Source organism: Achromobacter sp. 10T422 (assembly GCF_056394065.1).
In genome coordinates, this window is record NZ_JBFTHD010000007.1 from 1 (window position 1) to 18,095 (window position 18,095).

Below are 18,095 nucleotides of genomic sequence, written 5' to 3' on the forward strand. Positions count from 1 at the left end.
CATGGCAAAAGGCAAGTTTCATGGCAAAAGGCAAGTTTGAACGTACCAAGCCGCACGTGAACGTGGGTACGATTGGTCACGTTGACCACGGCAAAACGACGTTGACGGCAGCTATCACGACCGTTCTGTCGAACAAGTTCGGTGGCGAAGCCAAGGGCTACGACCAGATCGATGCGACTCCTGAAGAAAAGGCTCGCGGCATCACGATCAACACCGCCCACGTCGAGTACGAAACGCAAGCGCGTCACTACGCGCACGTTGACTGCCCGGGCCACGCTGACTATGTGAAGAACATGATCACGGGCGCCGCTCAAATGGACGGCGCTATTCTGGTTGTGTCGGCCGCTGACGGCCCGATGCCGCAAACGCGTGAACACATCCTGCTGAGCCGCCAAGTTGGCGTGCCGTACATCATCGTCTTCCTGAACAAGGCTGACATGGTTGACGACGCCGAGCTGCTCGAGCTGGTGGAAATGGAAGTTCGCGAACTTCTGTCGAAGTACGACTTCCCGGGTGATGACACCCCGATCGTCAAGGGTTCGGCCAAGCTGGCGCTGGAAGGCGACAAGGGCGAACTGGGCGAGCAAGCCATCATGGCTYTGGCCGATGCGCTGGATTCGTACATCCCGACGCCTGAGCGCGCTGTGGACGGCGCGTTCCTGATGCCGGTTGAAGACGTGTTCTCGATCTCGGGTCGCGGCACGGTGGTTACCGGCCGTATCGAACGCGGCATCGTGAAGGTCGGCGAAGAAATCGAAATCGTGGGCCTGGTGCCGACGGTCAAGACGACTTGCACCGGCGTTGAAATGTTCCGCAAGCTGCTGGACCAAGGTCAAGCTGGCGACAACGTGGGCATTCTGCTGCGCGGCACCAAGCGTGAAGACGTTCAGCGCGGCCAAGTTCTGGCCAAGCCGGGCTCGATCACGCCGCACACGGACTTCACGTCCGAGGTGTACATCCTGTCCAAGGAAGAAGGCGGCCGTCACACTCCGTTCTTCCAAGGCTATCGTCCCCAGTTCTACTTCCGCACGACGGACGTGACGGGCACGATCGAGCTGCCGGCCGACAAGGAAATGGTTCTGCCGGGCGACAACGTGGCCATGACGGTCAAGCTGTTGGCTCCGATCGCCATGGAAGAAGGTCTGCGTTTCGCCATCGCTGCCCACGCGTATCCGCCGTTACGACGTTCTGCGTTCGCCGCACGTCAACAAGACGTCGCGTGACCAGTTCGAAATCCGTACCCATCAGCGCTTGATGGACATCGTTGATCCCACCGACAAGACCGTTGACGCTCTGATGCGTCTGGACCTGCCGGCCGGCGTCGACGTCGAAATCGCGCTGCAGTAAGGCGTACCGAGCCTGCTACCTTCGCCGGTAGGCTCGAAAAAAATGGCCGTATTCCTCAGGGAGTGCGGCCATTTTGTTTTGGACGGTGCCAGTGTTGTAGATGCGTCGCCTGGCCGTCACTTGGCCGTCGCTAGGGGTGAGCGAACACTTACTGTTCGGCTGACGTCCGCCCGCTTGGCGAGGCAGTTCCGCGACGAAGCCAGTGTCGCAAAATTGCCTGCTTGCGCTGAGCCAAAGTGCGCTAAGTACTTGTACCGCCTGAAAAAATCATGCTAATATGCAAAGCTTGCCATTTTGTGGCAAGTCTAACTATGGGCGGAATGACCTGAACCATAACGCTGTACCGCAGATTCATGCGGGGATTTACAGCTACGACGGGCTCAGGCAATACCAACCAGGTTGAACATAGTCGTAGGGCAAAGGCCGTTACCTTTTGCCTGATTAGCCCCGACCAATCGCAGTCGGGAATGGAGAAAACGATGTCGAATTCGACACCCACGCCCGCCGCTCACCGGCTGGGGCTGGTGGGTCGCAAGGTCGGCATGACCCGCATTTTTACCGAGGAAGGTGAATCCATCCCGGTAACCGTGCTGGACGTGTCTAACAACCGCGTGACCCAAGTTAAGTCGCTGGAAACCGACGGCTACGCCGCGATCCAAGTGACTTATGGCACTCGTCGTGCCTCGCGTGTGGCTCAGCCGCAAACGGGCCACTACGCCAAAGCCGGCACTGAAGCCGGTAGCATCCTCAAAGAATTCCGCCTTGATCCCGCTCGCGCTGCTGAATTTGCAGCCGGTGCCGTGATCGCCGTGGAATCCGTGTTCGAAGCCGGCCAACAGGTCGACGTGACGGGCACGACCATTGGTAAAGGCTTTGCCGGTACCATCAAGCGTCACCACTTCGGTTCGCAACGCGCTTCGCACGGTAACTCCCGTTCGCACCGCGTCCCCGGCTCGATTGGTCAAGCACAAGATCCGGGCCGCATTTTCCCGGGTAAGCGCATGGCTGGTCACCTGGGTGATGTCACCCGCACCGTTCAAAACCTCGACGTCGTTCGCGTTGACGTTGAGCGTGGCCTGCTGCTGGTCAAGGGCGCTGTCCCCGGCCACGCTGGCGCCGACATCGTCGTGCGCCCGGCCATCAAGGCCCCGGCCAAGAAGGGAGCGTAAGTAAATGGATCTCAAGCTCCTGAACGACCAAGGTCAGGCCGCTGCTACGTTCAGCGCGCCCGATACGATCTTCGGCCGTGACTTCAACGAAGCGCTGATTCATCAGATCGTGGTGGCTTTCCAAGCCAATGCCCGTGCCGGCAACCGCGCTCAGAAGGATCGCACTGAAGTTAAGCACTCGACCAAGAAGCCCTGGCGCCAGAAGGGTACCGGCCGCGCACGCGCTGGTATGACTTCGTCGCCGCTGTGGCGTGGCGGTGGTCGGATTTTCCCGAACTCGCCCGAAGAGAACTTCACCCAGAAGGTCAACAAGAAGATGTACCGCGCCGGGATCCGTTCGATCTTGTCGCAACTGGCCCGTGAAGACCGCATCGCTGTTGTCGAATCGTTTGATCTGGAATCGCCCAAGACCAAGGCTGCTGCTGCAAAGCTGAAGAGCCTGGGCCTGGACTCGGTCCTGATCATCACCGACAGCGTTGATGAGAATGTTTACCTCGCCACCCGCAACCTGCCGCACGTTGCTGTTGTCGAGCCCCGTTATGCCGATCCGTTGTCGCTGGTCCACTACAAGAAAGTGCTGATCACCAAGCCGGCCATCGCTCAACTCGAGGAGATGCTGGGATGAACGCTGAACGCTTGATGCAAGTCATTCTGGCTCCGATCGTGACCGAAAAGGCCACGTTCGTCGCTGAGAAGAATCAGCAAGTCGCTTTCCGTGTCGTGGCTGACGCTACCAAGCCGGAAATCAAGGCTGCCGTCGAACTGCTCTTCAAGGTGCAGGTCGAGTCCGTGCAGGTCCTCAACCGTAAGGGCAAAGTCAAGCGCTTTGGCCGATTCGTTGGCCGTCGCCGTAATGAGCGCAAGGCTTACGTGTCGCTCAAGGACGGCCAGGAAATCGACTTTGCGGAGGTGAAGTAAATGGCCCTCGTAAAAGTTAAGCCGACTTCGGCTGGCCGCCGTGGCATGGTGAAGGTTGTTAGCCCGAACCTGCACAAGGGTGAGCCCTACGCGCCGCTGCTGGAAAAGAAGACCCGTGGTTCTGGCCGTAACAACAACGGTCACATCACGATCCGCCATCGCGGCGGTGGTCACAAGCAACACTACCGTGTCGTCGACTTCCGTCGCGACAAGGACGGTATCCCGGCGAAGGTTGAGCGTCTGGAATATGACCCCAACCGTACGGCGCACATTGCTCTGCTGTGCTACGCCGACGGCGAACGTCGTTACATCATCGCTCCGCGTGGTCTGGAAGTGGGTGCAACCCTGCTGTCGGGCACCGATGCTCCGATCCGCGCCGGTAACACGCTGCCGATCCGCAACATCCCGGTGGGTACGACGATTCACTGCGTTGAAATGCTGCCTGGCAAGGGTGCTCAGATGGTCCGTTCGGCCGGCGCTTCCGCCGTCCTGCTGGCTCGCGAAGGCATCTACGCTCAAGTGCGTCTGCGCTCGGGTGAAGTCCGCCGTGTGCACATCGAATGCCGCGCCACCATCGGTGAAGTCGGTAACGAAGAACACAGCCTGCGCCAAATTGGCAAGGCCGGTGCAATGCGTTGGCGCGGTATCCGCCCGACGGTTCGTGGCGTTGCCATGAACCCGGTGGATCACCCGCACGGTGGCGGCGAAGGCCGTACCGGTGAAGCACGCGAACCGGTCAGCCCGTGGGGTACTCCGGCGAAGGGTTTCAAGACCCGTCGCAACAAGCGGACGAACAATATGATCGTCCAACGGCGCAAGCGCAAGTAAGAGGCGAACACTATGTCACGTTCGATCAAGAAAGGCCCGTTTGTCGATGCTCACCTGATCAAAAAGGTGGACACGGCCGTCGCGGGCAAAGACAAGAAGCCGATCAAGACCTGGTCGCGTCGTTCCACGATCCTGCCCGAGTTCATCGGTCTGACGATCGCTGTGCACAACGGCAAGCAACATGTCCCCGTGTACATCAACGAGAACATGGTCGGTCACAAGCTGGGCGAGTTCGCGCTGACCCGTACGTTCAAGGGCCACGCTGCGGACAAGAAGGCGAAGAGGTAAGCGATGGAAACTACTGCCATTATCCGTGGGGTGCACATCTCGGCACAGAAGACGCGTCTGGTTGCGGACTTGATCCGTGGTCAGAAGGTCGGCCGTGCCCTGGAAATCCTCACCTTCTCGCCGAAGAAGGCTGCCGTCATCCTGAAGAAGGCTGTCGAGTCCGCCATCGCCAACGCCGAGCACAACGACGGCGCCGATATCGACGAACTGAAAGTCACCACGATTTTTGTGGACAAGGCTCAGTCGATGAAGCGCTTCTCCGCTCGCGCCAAGGGCCGCGGCAACCGTATCGAGAAGCAGACCTGCCATATCACGGTCAAGGTCGGAGCTTAAGGAGTCACGATGGGTCAGAAAATTCACCCCACTGGGTTCCGTCTCGCGGTCACCCGTAATTGGTCCTCGCGTTGGTTCGCCGACGACAAGGCCTTCGGCACGATGCTTGCCGAAGACATTCGCGTTCGCGAGTACCTGAAGAAGAAGCTCAAGAGCGCCTCCGTTGGTCGCGTGATCATCGAGCGTCCGGCCAAGAATGCCCGCATCACCGTCTACTCGGCTCGTCCGGGCGTGGTGATCGGCAAGCGCGGCGAAGACATCGAAAGCCTGAAGGCTGATCTGCAGCGTCTGATGGGCGTGCCTGTGCACGTCAACATCGAAGAAATCCGCAAGCCGGAAACCGATGCTCAACTGATCGCCGACTCGATCTCGCAACAGCTCGAGAAGCGCATCATGTTCCGTCGCGCAATGAAGCGCGCGATGCAAAACGCGATGCGTCTGGGTGCCCAAGGCATCAAGATCATGAGCTCGGGCCGTCTGAACGGTATCGAAATTGCTCGCACCGAGTGGTATCGCGAAGGCCGTGTGCCGCTGCACACCCTGAAGGCCAACATTGACTACGGCACCTCCGAAGCCCACACCACGTATGGCGTGATCGGCATCAAGGTCTGGGTCTACAAGGGCGACATGCTGGCTAACGGCGAATTGCCGCCGGAAACCGCTGCCCCGCGCGAAGAAGAACGTCGTCCGCGCCGCGCTCCGCGTGGTGATCGTCCGGACGGTGCTCGCACCGGTCGTCCGGGTGGTCGTGGTCGTGGTGGTCCCCGCAAGGCGGACGCTGCTCCGGCGCCTGAAGGAGAATAACCATGCTGCAACCCTCTCGCAGAAAGTATCGCAAAGAGCAGAAGGGCCGCAACACCGGTCTGGCGACTCGTGGTACCCACGTGTCGTTCGGCGAATTCGGTCTGAAGGCCACCGGCCGTGGCCGTCTGACCGCTCGCCAGATCGAAGCCGCTCGTCGTGCTATCAATCGTCACATCAAGCGTGGCGGCCGTATCTGGATCCGCATTTTCCCGGATAAGCCCATCTCGCAAAAGCCTGCCGAAGTCCGCATGGGTAACGGTAAGGGCAATCCGGAGTACTGGGTCGCTGAAATTCAACCCGGCAAAGTGCTCTACGAAATGGAAGGTGTGAGCGAAGAAATCGCACGTGAAGCTTTCCGTCTGGCCGCTGCCAAGTTGCCGATCTCGACGACGTTCGTCGCTCGTCACATCGGTGCTTAAGGAGACCTAACATGAAAGCTAGCGAACTCCGTTCGAAAGACGCCGCCGAGCTCGGCAAAGAGCTCGAAAGCCTGCTGAAGGCACAATTCGGTCTGCGTATGCAGAAGGCCACGCAGCAACTGGCCAACACCAGCCAGCTGCGCAACGTGCGTCGCGACATCGCGCGCGTTCGTACCTTGCTGACCGAGAAGGCAGGGAAATAAACATGAGCGAAACTCAAAACACCCAAGTGGCCAAGCGCCAGCGTACGCTGGTTGGCAAGGTCGTCAGCAACAAGATGGACAAGACTGTCGTTGTGCTCGTCGAGCGCCGCGTCAAGCACCCCATCTTCGGCAAGATCATCATGCGCTCCGCGAAGTACAAGGCGCACGATGAATCGAACCAATACAACGAAGGCGATACGGTTGAAATCGCTGAAGGCCGTCCCATCTCGCGCTCGAAGTCGTGGCGTGTGGTGCGTCTGGTTGAAGCCGCACGTATCATCTAAGTAAAGCAGTTCATCGGAACGGTTCGCCGTTCTGATATAAAACGGCAAGGGCTAAACCCCTTGCCGTTTTTTTTCGCGTTTCGAAAGTGGAGGATCACACGACATCATGCGCCGCTTTATGACGGGGCTCTGGTTGGGCTTGTTGAGCGCGGGCAGCGTGGCGCAGCCGCAGCCGCAAACACCCGCGCAGGTGCAAGCGCAGCCACAGACGACCCATGCCGACGCAACCCCTCGCGCTCCAAGCACTGCCGAGGCCGCGCCTGCCGCTACCGCTGCGACAGCAGCTGCGGCCACGCCCATTACGGACCATGCCTCGCTCGGACGGGCGTTGCTGAATGCGGGACCGGACGCTCGTGTGCGCCTGGATGGCTCGTCACGCGATCACGCCGCCATCTTTGGCACCGACGACGAAAATGAGCAGGCGCTGATGGACCAGGAACGGTCGCTGCAAACCCAGCGTGACCAGTTGCGCATGCTTGAGAAGCTGCTGACGGAAAGGCCCGCCGCAGCAGATCCGCATCCCCCAGCAATGATTCCGTTGAACGCCGGCGCGCCGATGAACATGCCGAAGCTAGCGCCCACGCCTTCAGGCTCGCAACTGGATCGTACCGGTAGCGATACCCGGCGCAGCGTTGACGAGATGCAACGGCGCGTCAATGGCCTGAGGCGTGATGCCGACGACTTGGGTAACCGTGGCCGTTGACGCCAGCGGCGCCGGGCAGGCGACGGCTATTCAGCGCCGCCGCGTAAATTCCCGCAGCCGCCCGGCAATACCCGTCGGGAAGTAATACACCGACACCACGAACAAAATCCCCAGCCACAGCAGCCAGCGGTCGGGTTCGAACAGCAGCGCCAAGGGTGCCACGCCCGTCACCGCATCGTGAATGATGTGCAGGCCATCTTGCAGATAGCTTTGTGCGAACACAAATAGGCTCGCGCCGACCACTGCGCCGTACATCGTGCCCATGCCGCCAATCACCAGCATCAGCAGGATGTTCAGCATGATCTCGAACGACAGCGAGGTATCCGGCCCGTTGTAGCGCAGCCATAACGCGTACATCGCGCCCGCCAGCGTGGCGAAGGCGGCGGCAAGCAGGTTTGACAGGCTGCGATACAGCACCGTGCGATAGCCAATGGCCTCGGCTCGGAACGGGTTCTCGCGGATGGCTTGCAGCACTCGGCCAAACGGCGAGTTAACGATGCGCAGCAGCATCAGGAACAGCACGACGCACACCGCGGCGATCAGGTAGTACGTGATGATGCGGCCGTCGATCGTGACGCCGAACACCGGCTCGGAAAATGGCCGGAACGCCGGTCGCAACATCTGGGGTACCTTGAAGTTCAGGCCATCTTCGCCACCCGTCAGATCAGACAACTGCGACACCAACGTCTGGAACGCCGCCGCGACGGCTAACGTGATCATTGCGTAGAAGATCGCTCGCACGCGCAGGCTGGCCAGGCCGATCAACAACGCGAACGCCAGCGACACCGCAAGGCCCGCACCCACACCCGCGAACACGGCGGTCCATCCCGGCTCCATGCGGATGCTGGCAATCGCGACGCCATAGGCGCCGATGCCAAAGAACATGGTGTGCGCAAAGCTCACGATGCCGGTGTATCCCAGCAGCAGGTCATAGCTTGCGACCAAAATCACGAACACCAGAATCTTCGCGGCCACCGCCAGCGACTTCGGGCCGGGAAAAAGGAAGGGCGCCGTGGCAAGCAAGGCGACAATCGCGATCAGCGCCAACGCCAATAGCGGGCTGCGGGGCGGGTCGCCGGAGAGCAGGCGGAAAGACATATCGCGGCTCCTAGCGGTTCGTGACCGGATACACGCCTTGCGGCCGCCACAACAGAATGGCGACCATCAGCGCAATGTTTGAAAAGAGAGCGGCCTTGGGCAGCAGGAAGCCGGTGTAGTTGGCCATCAAGCCGACCAGCAGCGCACCGATCAGGCAGCCTACCGTCGACCCCAGCCCGCCGATCATGATGACGATGAAGATCAGCACATTGACCTGCGCACCCAGCTGCGGCACAACCGATTGCTGATACATCCCCCACAGCACACCGCCCAGCCCGGCCAGCATCGACCCGGCCACAAACACGCCGACGAACAAATGCCGGATGCGGTAGCCCAGGCTTTCCACCATTTCCCGGTCTTCGACGCCCGCGCGGATCAGCAGGCCCAGCTTGGTGCGGTTCAGCAGCCACAGCATGGCGCCCAGCACCAGCACGCCCACCACCAGCGCCACGATGCGGAATTTCTCGATGGCGGCATCGCCCAGCAGGAACGCGCCGCGCAGCGCCTCGGGCAACGGCAGGGATAGCGTCTGCGGACCCCAGATCATCTTGATGATTTCCTCACCGATGATCATCCCGCCCATCGTGATCAGGATCTGCTTCAGGTGCTGCCCATACACCGGCCGCACGATCACGCGTTCGAATGCCAGCCCGACAGCACCGGCCACGAGCATGCCGACGATCATCGCAGGCAGCACGGCTGCCAGGTTCATCCACAGGCTGCCGGATTGTGTCCAGTCGGCCATGCCGCTCAGTACCGTGGCCGCCATGTAGGCGCCGATGGCAATGAAGAGACCGTGCCCGAAGTTCAGCACGTCCATCAGCCCGAACACGAGTGTCATGCCAGAGGCCACGATGAAGATGATCATGCCCATGGCCAGGCCCGCCAGCGTCAGCGTGACCCAGGTCGACAGCGAGCCGACCAGCGGCAGCGCAATGGCGGCCAGCGCCAGCACCAGCAGCACGGGCCGCAGGTCCGCGCGCACGCGTGGCAGCGGGGTATCAATATCCACGGTGCTCATTGATGGCTTCCCAAAGACAGGCCCAACAGACTGGTTTGCAGCGCGTCGTCGTCCGCCAGCTCGCGCATGCCGCCGGCATGCACGACACGGCCGTTGTCCATGACGGCGACGTGATCGCCGACCTGCCGTGCGAAATTGAAGTTCTGCTCAACCAGCAGGATGGTGGTGGAAGCCTGCTTGAGCTCGATGAAGGCGTCGATCATGTTCTGGATGATGGCGGGCGCAAGACCCTTGCTGGGTTCGTCGATCAACAGCAGCCGGCGCGGCTCGATGATGGCGCGCGCCACTGCCAGCATCTGCTTCTGTCCGCCCGACAGCTTGCCTGCCGGATGCAGCCAGAATTTTTTCAGCGCCGGGAAAAAGCCGAAGATCCATTCCAGCCGGGCGGTGTCGAGCTGGTCCGCGCTGCGCGCTTGGCGTGCGGCGAGCAAGATGTTTTCCTTCACCGACAAATCCGCAAAGATGCCCATGTTTTCGGGCACATAGGCCATGCCCATGCGAGCCATGTCAGGCGGTGATTTGCGTGTGCCCGGCCCGCCAATCGGGGTGCCGTCAAACGTTACCTGGCCTTGCGAGGCCCGCCACAACCCCATGATCGTGCGCAGCGTCGTGGTCTTGCCGGCGCCGTTGCGGCCCAGCAGCATGGTGACCCCAGCAGACGGCACCGCCAGGTCCACGCCGTGCAGGATGTGGTACGCGCCGATGTGGGTATGCACGCCTTGCAGTTCCAGCAGCAGCGGGGCGCTCATGCCGGCGTCTCCGTCGGGCTGATGCCCAGATAGGCCTGTTGCACGATGGGGGACGCGATGACGGTGGCCGGGTCGCCGTCCGCCATCAGCTGGCCGTTATGCAACACGACGATGCGGTCAGCCAATTCACGCACCACATCCATCTTGTGCTCCACCAGCAGAATCGTTTTCGATGAATCCGTCTTGATTTCGCGGATCAGCTCCAGCACCACGGGCACGTCGTCCACGCTCATGCCGGCCGTGGGTTCGTCGAACATGAATACCTGCGGTTCCAGCGCAATCAGCATGGCGATTTCCAGCTTGCGTTGATCGCCATGCGGCAGGTCAGCGGCGGCCTGGTCACGCCGCGCCGACAAGCGGGTGCGTTCCAGTAGCGCATCGGCGCGCGCGAGCAGGTTGCGGTCATCGTCCCACGTGCGCCAGAAGCGGATGCGGCGCCAGCTCATGCCTTGCTGTCGCGATTGCAGCGCCAGCCGCACGTTCTCATGCACGGTCAGGCGAGGGAACAGTTGCGTCAATTGAAAGGCGCGGCCCAGGCCGGCATGCATGCGAGCCGGGGCTGATAACGATGTCAGGTCGCGCCCGTTCAAACTCACCGAGCCTGCACTTGCGCGCAGTTGGCCCGAGATCAGATTGAAGTAGGTCGTTTTGCCCGCGCCGTTGGGGCCGACGATGGCCGTCAGCGTGCCAGGCGCATAGCGGCAACTGACATTGTTGACGGCCACGTGCCCGCCGAAACGGATCGTGAGCGATTGGGTTTCCAGCATGTTGGTGGCGGCGTTCAGCGTTTGTTCTGGATCGGCACGTTCATCTGGTCAGGCGTGATTTCCTTGACCAGATCCTGCACAGCCCATGGCACCGACGGATCGTTCTTGATGCGGAAGTGGTACATCGATTGCATGGCTTGATGGTCTTCGGGGCGGAAGGTCATCTTGCCCTTGGGCGTGTCGAAGCTCATGCCTTCCATCGCCTTGATGAGCGTGTCGGTGTCGGAGTTGCCTGCGGTCTTGTTCAGCGCGGCCACGATCGCAATGCCCGACGACATGCCGCCCGCTGTGAAGAAGTCCGGCGGCTGGCCGTAGCGCTTCTGGTGTTCGGCAACGAGCCAATCATTGATCGGATTCTTGGGGATACCGTAGTAGTAATACGTGGCGCCTTCCATGCCCGCCAGAGACTTCAACGGCGTCATCGCGGCCAGCGTATTGCCGCCCGTGGCGATCTCGATGCCGAAGCGCTTGGGGTCCAGATCGGCGATCTTGAACGGGTTGCCCGCACCCGCCCACAAGATGAAGATGATCTTGCGGCCCGGCTTGTCTTTCAGCGCATCGAACAAACGCTGCGCGCCAGCGGTGAAGTCGGTGGCGTTGGCGGGCAGATATTCCTCGTGCACGATCTTGGCGTTCTTCAGCGCGCCCTTGAAGGCCTTCACGCCGTCGCGGCCAAAGGCATAGTCTTGCGCCAGCATGGCGATGGACGTGCCTGCCTGGTCGAACGCCACGGCGTTGGCGATGGCATCCTGCGATGAGTTGCGGCCCGTGCGGAAGATGTACTTGTTCCACTTTTCGCCCGTGATGGAATCGGCCACGGCGGGCTCCACCAGCAAGATTTTTTCGTACTCTTCGGCGATCGGCAGCATGGCCAGCGCCACACCGGACGAGGTCGGGCCGACGGCGATGTCGGCGTTATCGTCGGCGTAGGCGGACGCCAGCTGCGCACGCGCCACGTCGGGCTTGCCCTGGTTGTCTTTTTCGATCACGCGAATCTTGCGGCCGGCAACCGTCATCGTGCCTTGGGTTGCGTATTCCAGGCCCAGCATCAGGCCGTTCTGCGTCTGTTTGGCGTAGGCCTCCAGCGGGCCCGTCTTGTCGTAAACATGGGCCACGACGAAGTCCTTCGCCGCAGCTGCCGAGTTCATGCAAAGCGCCGCCAGCGCGGCAAGCAGAATGCGATTCATGGGGAGTCTCCTGGTATCAGTGGGTGCGCGTGTCTGCCGGGGCGGCGGGCGTGGCAAGGAAGTGGCGGATGGCGTCGATCTGCGACGCCACGTTCAAGGCGGGGGCGTGGCCGCAGTCGGGGAAGTCGATGCGTTGGGCGCGCGGGCCGCGTTGCGTCATGGCGTGGGCGACGTCGGGCAACAGCAAGTCGGAATCTGCGCCGCGCAAGAGCAACAGCGGCATGCGCAGCGAGTCGTAGCCGCTCCAGCGGTTGTAGTCGTTGGGGTGGTGGCTGAACTGCCCGGCGATGGCCGGGTCGTAGTGCGCGGTGACGCGCCCATCAGGCAGGCGCCGCACCGAGGTCTCGGCCATGCGCCGCCATTGCGCATCGCTTTGCCAGCCATAGGGCTTGTAGGCAACGCGCAGCCACGCTTCCAATTCGGTGACGGTGTCGAAGGCGGGCGGGTTGCCGACATAGGCCAGGATGCGCTCGATGGCCGGCTGCGGTAATTCCGGGCCGATGTCGTTGACCACCAGGTGCGAGATGCGGTCGCGCAAKGTTGTGGCGGCGGCGTGCATGCCGGTGGCGCCGCCCATTGACGTGCCCACCCAGCGCAAGTGGGTTAGCTGCAAGCCATCGACGAACGCTCGCGCCAGGCGCGCGTAAAAATCCAGCTGGTATTCGGCCACCGGGTCGGGACTCCATTGCGACAGGCCGCGCCCGATCGTGTCGGGACACAGGATGCGGTAGTCATCCGCCAGCGCTTGTGCCAAGTCGTCGAAATCGCGGCCGGTGCGGGCCAGCCCGTGCCACATGACGATGGGGGGCGCGTCGGGCGTACCCCATTCCATGTAGTGCAGCTCGCGGCTTTCGCAGCGCAGATAGCGCGAAACAGGCGTGTGGCGGCCTGCCGTTACGGGCGCGTTTGCCATGAGTCTCCTCCCGGGTTGTCCAGGTTGTGTGCTTATCGGGCTGACTATAGACTTGCGCCAGATGCATCCACAATGCGTCGCGCACCCCAGAGCAGGGTGAGTCAAAAGGTTGTAGACGCAAGATCAAATTGCGCTTCCCGCCGCGTACAGGAGACCGCGACATGCCCGATACGGAATTCGCCATTTCGGCCAGCGCCGGCGCCGACGGGCGTGAGCAATGGCGCGCGGCTTTGTCGGACGCGTTCGGCCCGTTTGAAGTGCACCGCGGCAAGCCGGATCATTTTGCGGGACACGTGCGCTACGCCCGCCGCGCCAGCCTTCAATTCAATGACCTGCACTATCAGGGACAGAAGCTGGAGCGCACGGTGGGCAATGTGTCGCGGCTGGACCAGGAGTTCTACACCTTTGGCCTGCCGTTGTCCGGCCCGCTGGCCGTGCGCCAGCAAGGCCGTGAATTCCAGGTCGAACCGGGGTGCGTGTACCTGATGAACCAAAGCCTGCCGTATCAGGCGACGGCGTTGGGCTCATCGGGCTATCGCAGCCTGAGCGTGTCGTTTCCGCGCAGCGCCTTGTCGCAGCGGGATTCGCGTATCGGCGCGTTCCACAAGCTGCGCATCGACGACGGCTCCCCGCGCGGCGCGATGTTGGCCAGCTACATGGACCATCTGTTCAAAGGCATGGGCGGCTGGTCGGACACCGAAGTCACCGAGCTTGGCGAACGCTTGATCGATTTGATCGTGCTGTTCCTGGTGCAGCCGGGGCAGGGGCATGCGTCTGAATCGGATAGCAGCGTTACCTTGGCGCATCGGCAGCGGGTGCTGGCGTATATCCGACAGCATCTGGCCGACCCGGCACTGTCGCCGCAACACGTGGCGCAGGGCTGTGGGGTGTCGGCGGCGTATCTGCATCGCATCCTGCGGGCAGGCGGCTTGTCGGTGGAGTCCTTCATCTTCGATCAGCGTCTGGATCGCTGCCGCGAATTGCTGCTGGACCCCAGGCATCAGCATCGCGGTATCGGCGAGCTGGCGTATCAGGTGGGCTTTACCCACCCGTCGCACTTCAGCCGCCTGTTCAAGAACCGGTTCGGCATGACACCTCGGGACATGCGCGCTCGCGGTTAAGCAGACGGCTCACTGATCGTGAGCCGTTTGCCATCAACGCGCGCTTGTTGTCGGTGTTAGAAGGGTGAAGGCTGGGTCGACAGATTGACGATGCTGTTGCTGCTCAGGTCCAGCCGGATGTGTTCCGACGGAGCACCCGCAGCCAGCTTCAGCATGATCGCCATCAGCGGCTTGAAGCGCGCCTTGAACAGGTCAGCCAGCGTGTTGGCGTTGCTGACGCTGTTGCCGTTCATCTGCACCGACGCGTTCGTGTTGGCAAGCGCCTGGGCCAGCAACTTGTACTGATTGGCGCGTTGCGCGGGGATGTCGGCAAACGCCAGGTCGCCCGCGTTGGCAATGCGCACGAAGTCACCCGCCATATCCAACGCCTTCCACTGCGCGAAATCCGACAGCTGCATGCCGTTGGCTTGCGCCAGCGCTTGTGCACGGGCTTGGGCGTCCGCCAGGTTGCCGGCATACGCCGCATTGCTGGCGCCGCTGCCGCCGCCGTCGGAGAGGCAAGCGAAGAAGGCGGAAGTCAGATTGTTCTGATTGCCGGTGTTCGCCAGTTCCTTCAGCGTGACGGTGGTTTGCAGTTGCGACAGCGTCAGCAGATCAGCGCCGGTGAGCGGACTCTTGACCAGTTCACGCATCTCGCAGCGCCAGTCGTCGTTGAGCAGGCGCAGGCGCACCAGTTCGCTCATGTAGCGATAGGTGAAGTCGCCGTAGTCCTTGGCGTCCAGGATCGACACGTCCCAGCGCGCGGGCGTTGTGTAGGCGTTCTCGGCGCGGTACAGGTCGAACAGCTCGTCAAAGCGCGGCACCTTGTCCAGACGGATGGTTTGCACTTCGATCTCGTCCGCGCTTTGCAGCGTCATCAGCTTGTAGGCCGGCACGTAGGCCGCCATGGACGGCGCCTGGATGTTGAACAGCGCCGTGTCCGCGCCGTAGTTGCGCGCCGCCATGTCGTTGAAGTGCATGTGGCCGCCCACGTGTACCTTCAAACCGGTTTCGGCCAGCGCGCGCGTGGTGTTCTCGGCCGGGCGGCGGATCATCTGCATCTTGTTGGCGCCCAGCAGCGCTTCGATATCGTCCGACGCACCGTTGAAGAATTCCGACATCGGGAAGTGGCTGAAGGCGATGACCTGCTTGCCCTGCGCCTTGCCGCGCGCAACCACGTCCTTCAGCCATTTGATGACGTGCGCCTTGTGCGTGAGCATCTTGTTGTAGCCCTGGTCGCCCGAGCCGGTGAAATCATTCGCACCGGTACCGGTGGGCACATAGACGTTGGCGTCGATGCCGACCAGCCACACGCCCTTGACCGGTTCCACCACGTAGGACGTATCGGGCACCATCTTGCACAGCGTGTAGTTCTGCGGCTTGTTCGGGCCGCCCGTGCCTTCGGCGCAGATTTCGTACTGGCGATTGATCCAGTTGGCCTGGTCCCGCGCAGTGGTGTAGTCGTAGTCTTCGTACTTGTAGGTGCTGTACGGCGTTTCGTAATAGACGTTTTGCGGCTGCGGCATGAAGCCGTGCTGCTTCAATGCGTCGGTGATGCCCGCGTACCCCATGTGCAGGACTTCTTCGGTGCAGTACGTGCTGCCGACCAGCGCCCAGTCACCGCTGTAGGGCGTGCTGCACGCGGCATTGCCGCCGCGGCTGTAGATCGGTTGCGAGAAGCCGATGGCGCCGGTGGCCGGGTCCAGGCCCAGGTAGTCGCTCTTGCCGGCGGCCTGGTTGAAGGGGCGGTTGGGGTCATGGTTGCCCGGGGCCGCAAAGAACTGGATGCCATGCTTCTTCGAATACTCGTCCATGATCTTGACCAGGCCCCGCATGTGCACGGGCTGGCCATCATCCGAGAAGTCGCCGGGCAGGGCGATGTACTTCACGCCGCGCGATACGGCGTCATCCAGCGCGGCCAGGAACGCGAAGTAGTTTTCGTTGAACAGGCGGGTCGACGTCAGTTGCGCGTACATCGTCCGGATGGTGGCATTGTCGCCATGCTTCGGATTCGGAATGCCCGGAAACGAGCCATCTTTGAAGTCGGCGTAGACGTCGTGAAAGTGGATGTCGGGCATGAACGCGACTTGCACGGGGGCGGGCGGTGCGGCCGGCGTCTCCGTGACAGGCGGGGGCGTCTCGGCGACGGGGGAGTTGTTGTCGTCATCGTCGCCGCCACAAGCGGCGAGCAGCGCCACGAGGGTGGCGGCGCCGGCCGTGCGGGCGAAGCGGGAGAGGGCATTCATTGCGCGTACATTTCCTGGAAAGTGGGCCAGGCAGTGCCTTGCTCAAGGTCAGCTGCCTGTCAGCGAGGCGCAATGTTCCCGGACGCCTGTGACACCATCATGAAACGCATCGCCGTGCATGCCGCCGCTTGGTGCGGGGCGAAAAAAAGCCCCTTGCGGGGCTTTTTGGCTGACGGTCGGAACCGGTCAGATGTGCGTGATGAATTTCGTGACGAGGTAGCCGTCAAACGTTTCCAGGCCGCCTTCGCTGCCGATGCCGCTGTCCTTGATGCCGCCAAACGGCGTCTCGGCCAGCGCGCTGCCGAAGTGGTTGATGTTGACCATGCCGGCTTCCAGGCCGTTGGAGACCTTGGTGGCCGTCTTCAGCGAGTTCGTGAACACGTAGGACGACAGGCCGAACGGCAGGCTGTTGGCGCGGCGCAGGACTTCGTCAGTGTCCTTGAAGCGGACGACCGGTGCGACGGGGCCGAAGGGCTCTTCGGTCATCAGCATGGAGTTGTCCGGCAGATCGGTCACGACCGTGGGGGCGAAGAAGAAGCCCTTGCGATCCAGCGGGCCGCCGCCAACCACGACCTTGCCGCCGTGCTTCTTGGCGTCGTCGATGAAGGCGCTCATGGCGGGCACGCGGCGTTCGTGCGCCAGCGGGCCCATGTCGGTGCCAGCTTCCAGGCCGTCGCCGACCTTGATGTTCTTCAGCACGTCCGAGAAGCGGGCCAGGAACTGTTCGTAGGCGCCTTCCTGCACGTAGAAGCGGGTGGGCGACACGCAGACCTGACCGGCGTTGCGGACCTTGAACTTGGCCAGCATTTCAGCGGCGCGGTCGATGTCGGCGTCGTCAAACACCAGCACGGGCGAGTGGCCACCCAGTTCCATCGTGACGCGCTTCATGTGCGCGCCGGCCAGCGCGGCCAGCTGCTTGCCCACCGGCACGGAACCGGTGAACGAAACCTTGCGCACGATCGGCGAACGGATCAGGTAGTCAGAGATCTTGGCGGGTTCGCCCCAGACGATGTTCAGGCAGCCCTTGGGCAGGCCGGCATCGTGGAACATGCGCGCAATGGCCATGACGGCGCTGGGCGAATCTTCCGGACCCTTCAGCACCACCGTGCAACCGGCGCCAAGTGCGGCGGCGATCTTGCGGATGGCTTGGTTGTACGGGAAGTTCCACGGCGTGAACGCGGCGCAGACGCCGATGGGTTCACGCACGACGAACTGGCGCACGTCCGGGTTGCGCGGCGGGACCACGCGGCCGTAGATGCGGCGGCATTCTTCGGCGTGCCAGTCGGCGTGTTCAGCGCAGGAGGTGACTTCGCCCACGGCTTCGGCCAGCGGCTTGCCCTGGTCCAGCGTCATGTTGCGGCCGATTTCCTTGGCGCGTTCGCGCGACAGCGTAGCGACCTTGCGCAGGATGGCCGAACGATCCATGGGAGAAGATTTCTTCCACGATTCGAACGCGCGCTGGGCGGCGGCTAGCGCACGGTCCAGATCCGCTTCGGTGGCGTGAGGCAGCTGGCCGAGCACTTCCAGCGTGGCCGGGTTGATGACGTCCTGGGTGCGCCTGCCCTCGCCGGAGATGAATTCGCCGTCGATATACAGCGCCAACTGTTCATACATGCCTGTCTTTCCTTGCGAAATGGGAATGGAATGCGGGAGTGGAGTGCGATCGCGTATCGCCCACGCCAGTCTAAACCTTCTTTCCCGCGGCGGGGAGGTCCAAT

21 protein-coding genes and 1 pseudogene are annotated in these 18,095 nt (G+C 62.2%); 14 read left to right on the plus strand and 8 right to left on the minus strand.

Annotated elements, in window-relative coordinates; all coding sequences use genetic code 11:
• Positions 1–20: 20 nt before the first annotated feature.
• The 13 genes and pseudogenes from tuf to AC1DB0_RS19185 all read left to right on the plus strand — a co-directional run bounded on the left by tuf (position 21) and on the right by AC1DB0_RS19185 (position 7,296).
• On the plus strand, positions 21–1,223 hold the full coding sequence (tuf, locus tag AC1DB0_RS19125) for an elongation factor Tu (RefSeq protein WP_476758731.1): 1,203 nt from the start codon (positions 21–23) through the stop codon (positions 1,221–1,223).
• Positions 1,159–1,347: pseudogene (gene rpsJ, locus AC1DB0_RS19130) on the plus strand (30S ribosomal protein S10); the annotation flags it as partial. The gene tuf and the pseudogene rpsJ, both read left to right, overlap by 65 nt.
• Before the next feature lie 479 nt (positions 1,348–1,826).
• Entirely contained in the window at positions 1,827–2,516 is a 690-nt protein-coding gene (gene rplC / locus AC1DB0_RS19135; RefSeq protein ID WP_054420858.1) for a 50S ribosomal protein L3, read from the plus strand.
• Positions 2,517–2,520: 4 nt separating this feature from the next.
• A complete protein-coding gene (rplD, locus tag AC1DB0_RS19140; RefSeq protein ID WP_054420857.1) occupies positions 2,521–3,141 on the plus strand; it encodes a 50S ribosomal protein L4 in 621 nt (206 codons plus the stop codon).
• Positions 3,138–3,434, plus strand: coding sequence for a 50S ribosomal protein L23 (gene rplW, locus AC1DB0_RS19145; RefSeq protein ID WP_006216557.1), 297 nt, complete (start codon positions 3,138–3,140; stop codon positions 3,432–3,434). The genes rplD and rplW overlap by 4 nt, the downstream gene beginning before the upstream one ends.
• The gene (gene rplB / locus AC1DB0_RS19150) at positions 3,435–4,262 is read left to right on the plus strand and encodes a 50S ribosomal protein L2 (protein WP_006216556.1); all 828 of its coding nucleotides are present in this window, start codon (positions 3,435–3,437) and stop codon (positions 4,260–4,262) included. It abuts the gene before it with no gap.
• Between the two features lie 12 nt (positions 4,263–4,274).
• The gene (gene rpsS, locus AC1DB0_RS19155; RefSeq protein WP_006216555.1) at positions 4,275–4,550 is read left to right on the plus strand and encodes a 30S ribosomal protein S19; all 276 of its coding nucleotides are present in this window, start codon (positions 4,275–4,277) and stop codon (positions 4,548–4,550) included.
• Positions 4,551–4,553: 3 nt separating this feature from the next.
• Entirely contained in the window at positions 4,554–4,883 is a 330-nt protein-coding gene (gene rplV / locus AC1DB0_RS19160) for a 50S ribosomal protein L22 (protein WP_006227021.1), read from the plus strand.
• A 9-nt stretch (positions 4,884–4,892) separates the two neighbouring features.
• A complete protein-coding gene (rpsC, locus tag AC1DB0_RS19165; RefSeq protein ID WP_006216553.1) occupies positions 4,893–5,687 on the plus strand; it encodes a 30S ribosomal protein S3 in 795 nt (264 codons plus the stop codon).
• A 2-nt stretch (positions 5,688–5,689) separates the two neighbouring features.
• Positions 5,690–6,106, plus strand: a complete 417-nt coding sequence (gene rplP / locus AC1DB0_RS19170; protein WP_006216552.1) for a 50S ribosomal protein L16 — start codon at positions 5,690–5,692, stop codon at positions 6,104–6,106.
• An 11-nt stretch (positions 6,107–6,117) separates the two neighbouring features.
• Positions 6,118–6,309, plus strand: a complete 192-nt coding sequence (rpmC, locus tag AC1DB0_RS19175; protein WP_003806912.1) for a 50S ribosomal protein L29 — start codon at positions 6,118–6,120, stop codon at positions 6,307–6,309.
• A gap of 2 nt (positions 6,310–6,311) precedes the next feature.
• Positions 6,312–6,593, plus strand: coding sequence for a 30S ribosomal protein S17 (gene rpsQ, locus AC1DB0_RS19180; protein ID WP_006216549.1), 282 nt, complete (start codon positions 6,312–6,314; stop codon positions 6,591–6,593).
• A gap of 106 nt (positions 6,594–6,699) precedes the next feature.
• Positions 6,700–7,296 (plus strand): hypothetical protein, encoded by a 597-nt coding sequence (locus AC1DB0_RS19185; protein ID WP_476757453.1) that lies wholly within the window; start codon positions 6,700–6,702, stop codon positions 7,294–7,296.
• Between the two features lie 30 nt (positions 7,297–7,326).
• Here the strand turns inward: AC1DB0_RS19185 and AC1DB0_RS19190 are convergent, their stop codons facing one another.
• The 6 genes from AC1DB0_RS19190 to AC1DB0_RS19215 are packed head-to-tail and all read right to left on the minus strand — an operon-like array spanning position 7,327 to position 13,031.
• Positions 7,327–8,394: a branched-chain amino acid ABC transporter permease gene (locus AC1DB0_RS19190; RefSeq protein ID WP_342066424.1), complete on the minus strand. Its 1,068-nt coding sequence runs from the start codon at positions 8,392–8,394 to the stop codon at positions 7,327–7,329.
• Positions 8,395–8,404: 10 nt separating this feature from the next.
• A complete protein-coding gene (locus AC1DB0_RS19195; RefSeq protein WP_476757454.1) occupies positions 8,405–9,415 on the minus strand; it encodes a branched-chain amino acid ABC transporter permease in 1,011 nt (336 codons plus the stop codon).
• Entirely contained in the window at positions 9,412–10,164 is a 753-nt protein-coding gene (locus AC1DB0_RS19200) for an ABC transporter ATP-binding protein (protein ID WP_054420854.1), read from the minus strand. The genes AC1DB0_RS19195 and AC1DB0_RS19200 overlap by 4 nt, the downstream gene beginning before the upstream one ends.
• Positions 10,161–10,931: an ABC transporter ATP-binding protein gene (locus AC1DB0_RS19205; protein WP_054420853.1), complete on the minus strand. Its 771-nt coding sequence runs from the start codon at positions 10,929–10,931 to the stop codon at positions 10,161–10,163. Before AC1DB0_RS19205 ends, AC1DB0_RS19200 begins: the two co-directional genes overlap by 4 nt.
• A gap of 14 nt (positions 10,932–10,945) precedes the next feature.
• Positions 10,946–12,118: a substrate-binding domain-containing protein gene (locus tag AC1DB0_RS19210; protein ID WP_054420852.1), complete on the minus strand. Its 1,173-nt coding sequence runs from the start codon at positions 12,116–12,118 to the stop codon at positions 10,946–10,948.
• A 16-nt stretch (positions 12,119–12,134) separates the two neighbouring features.
• On the minus strand, positions 12,135–13,031 hold the full coding sequence (locus AC1DB0_RS19215; RefSeq protein WP_476757455.1) for an alpha/beta fold hydrolase: 897 nt from the start codon (positions 13,029–13,031) through the stop codon (positions 12,135–12,137).
• 161 nt (positions 13,032–13,192) lie between these two features.
• Here AC1DB0_RS19215 and AC1DB0_RS19220 point away from each other — a divergent pair, with 161 nt between their 5' ends.
• Entirely contained in the window at positions 13,193–14,152 is a 960-nt protein-coding gene (locus AC1DB0_RS19220) for an AraC-like ligand-binding domain-containing protein (RefSeq protein WP_476757456.1), read from the plus strand.
• A 56-nt stretch (positions 14,153–14,208) separates the two neighbouring features.
• Here AC1DB0_RS19220 and AC1DB0_RS19225 read toward each other — a convergent pair whose 3' ends face one another.
• A complete protein-coding gene (locus AC1DB0_RS19225; RefSeq protein WP_342066421.1) occupies positions 14,209–16,377 on the minus strand; it encodes a metallophosphoesterase in 2,169 nt (722 codons plus the stop codon).
• Between the two features lie 186 nt (positions 16,378–16,563).
• Complete coding sequence (locus tag AC1DB0_RS19230; protein WP_050728383.1) at positions 16,564–17,991, minus strand: NAD-dependent succinate-semialdehyde dehydrogenase; 1,428 nt, start codon at positions 17,989–17,991, stop codon at positions 16,564–16,566.
• Positions 17,992–18,095: the final 104 nt, after the last annotated feature.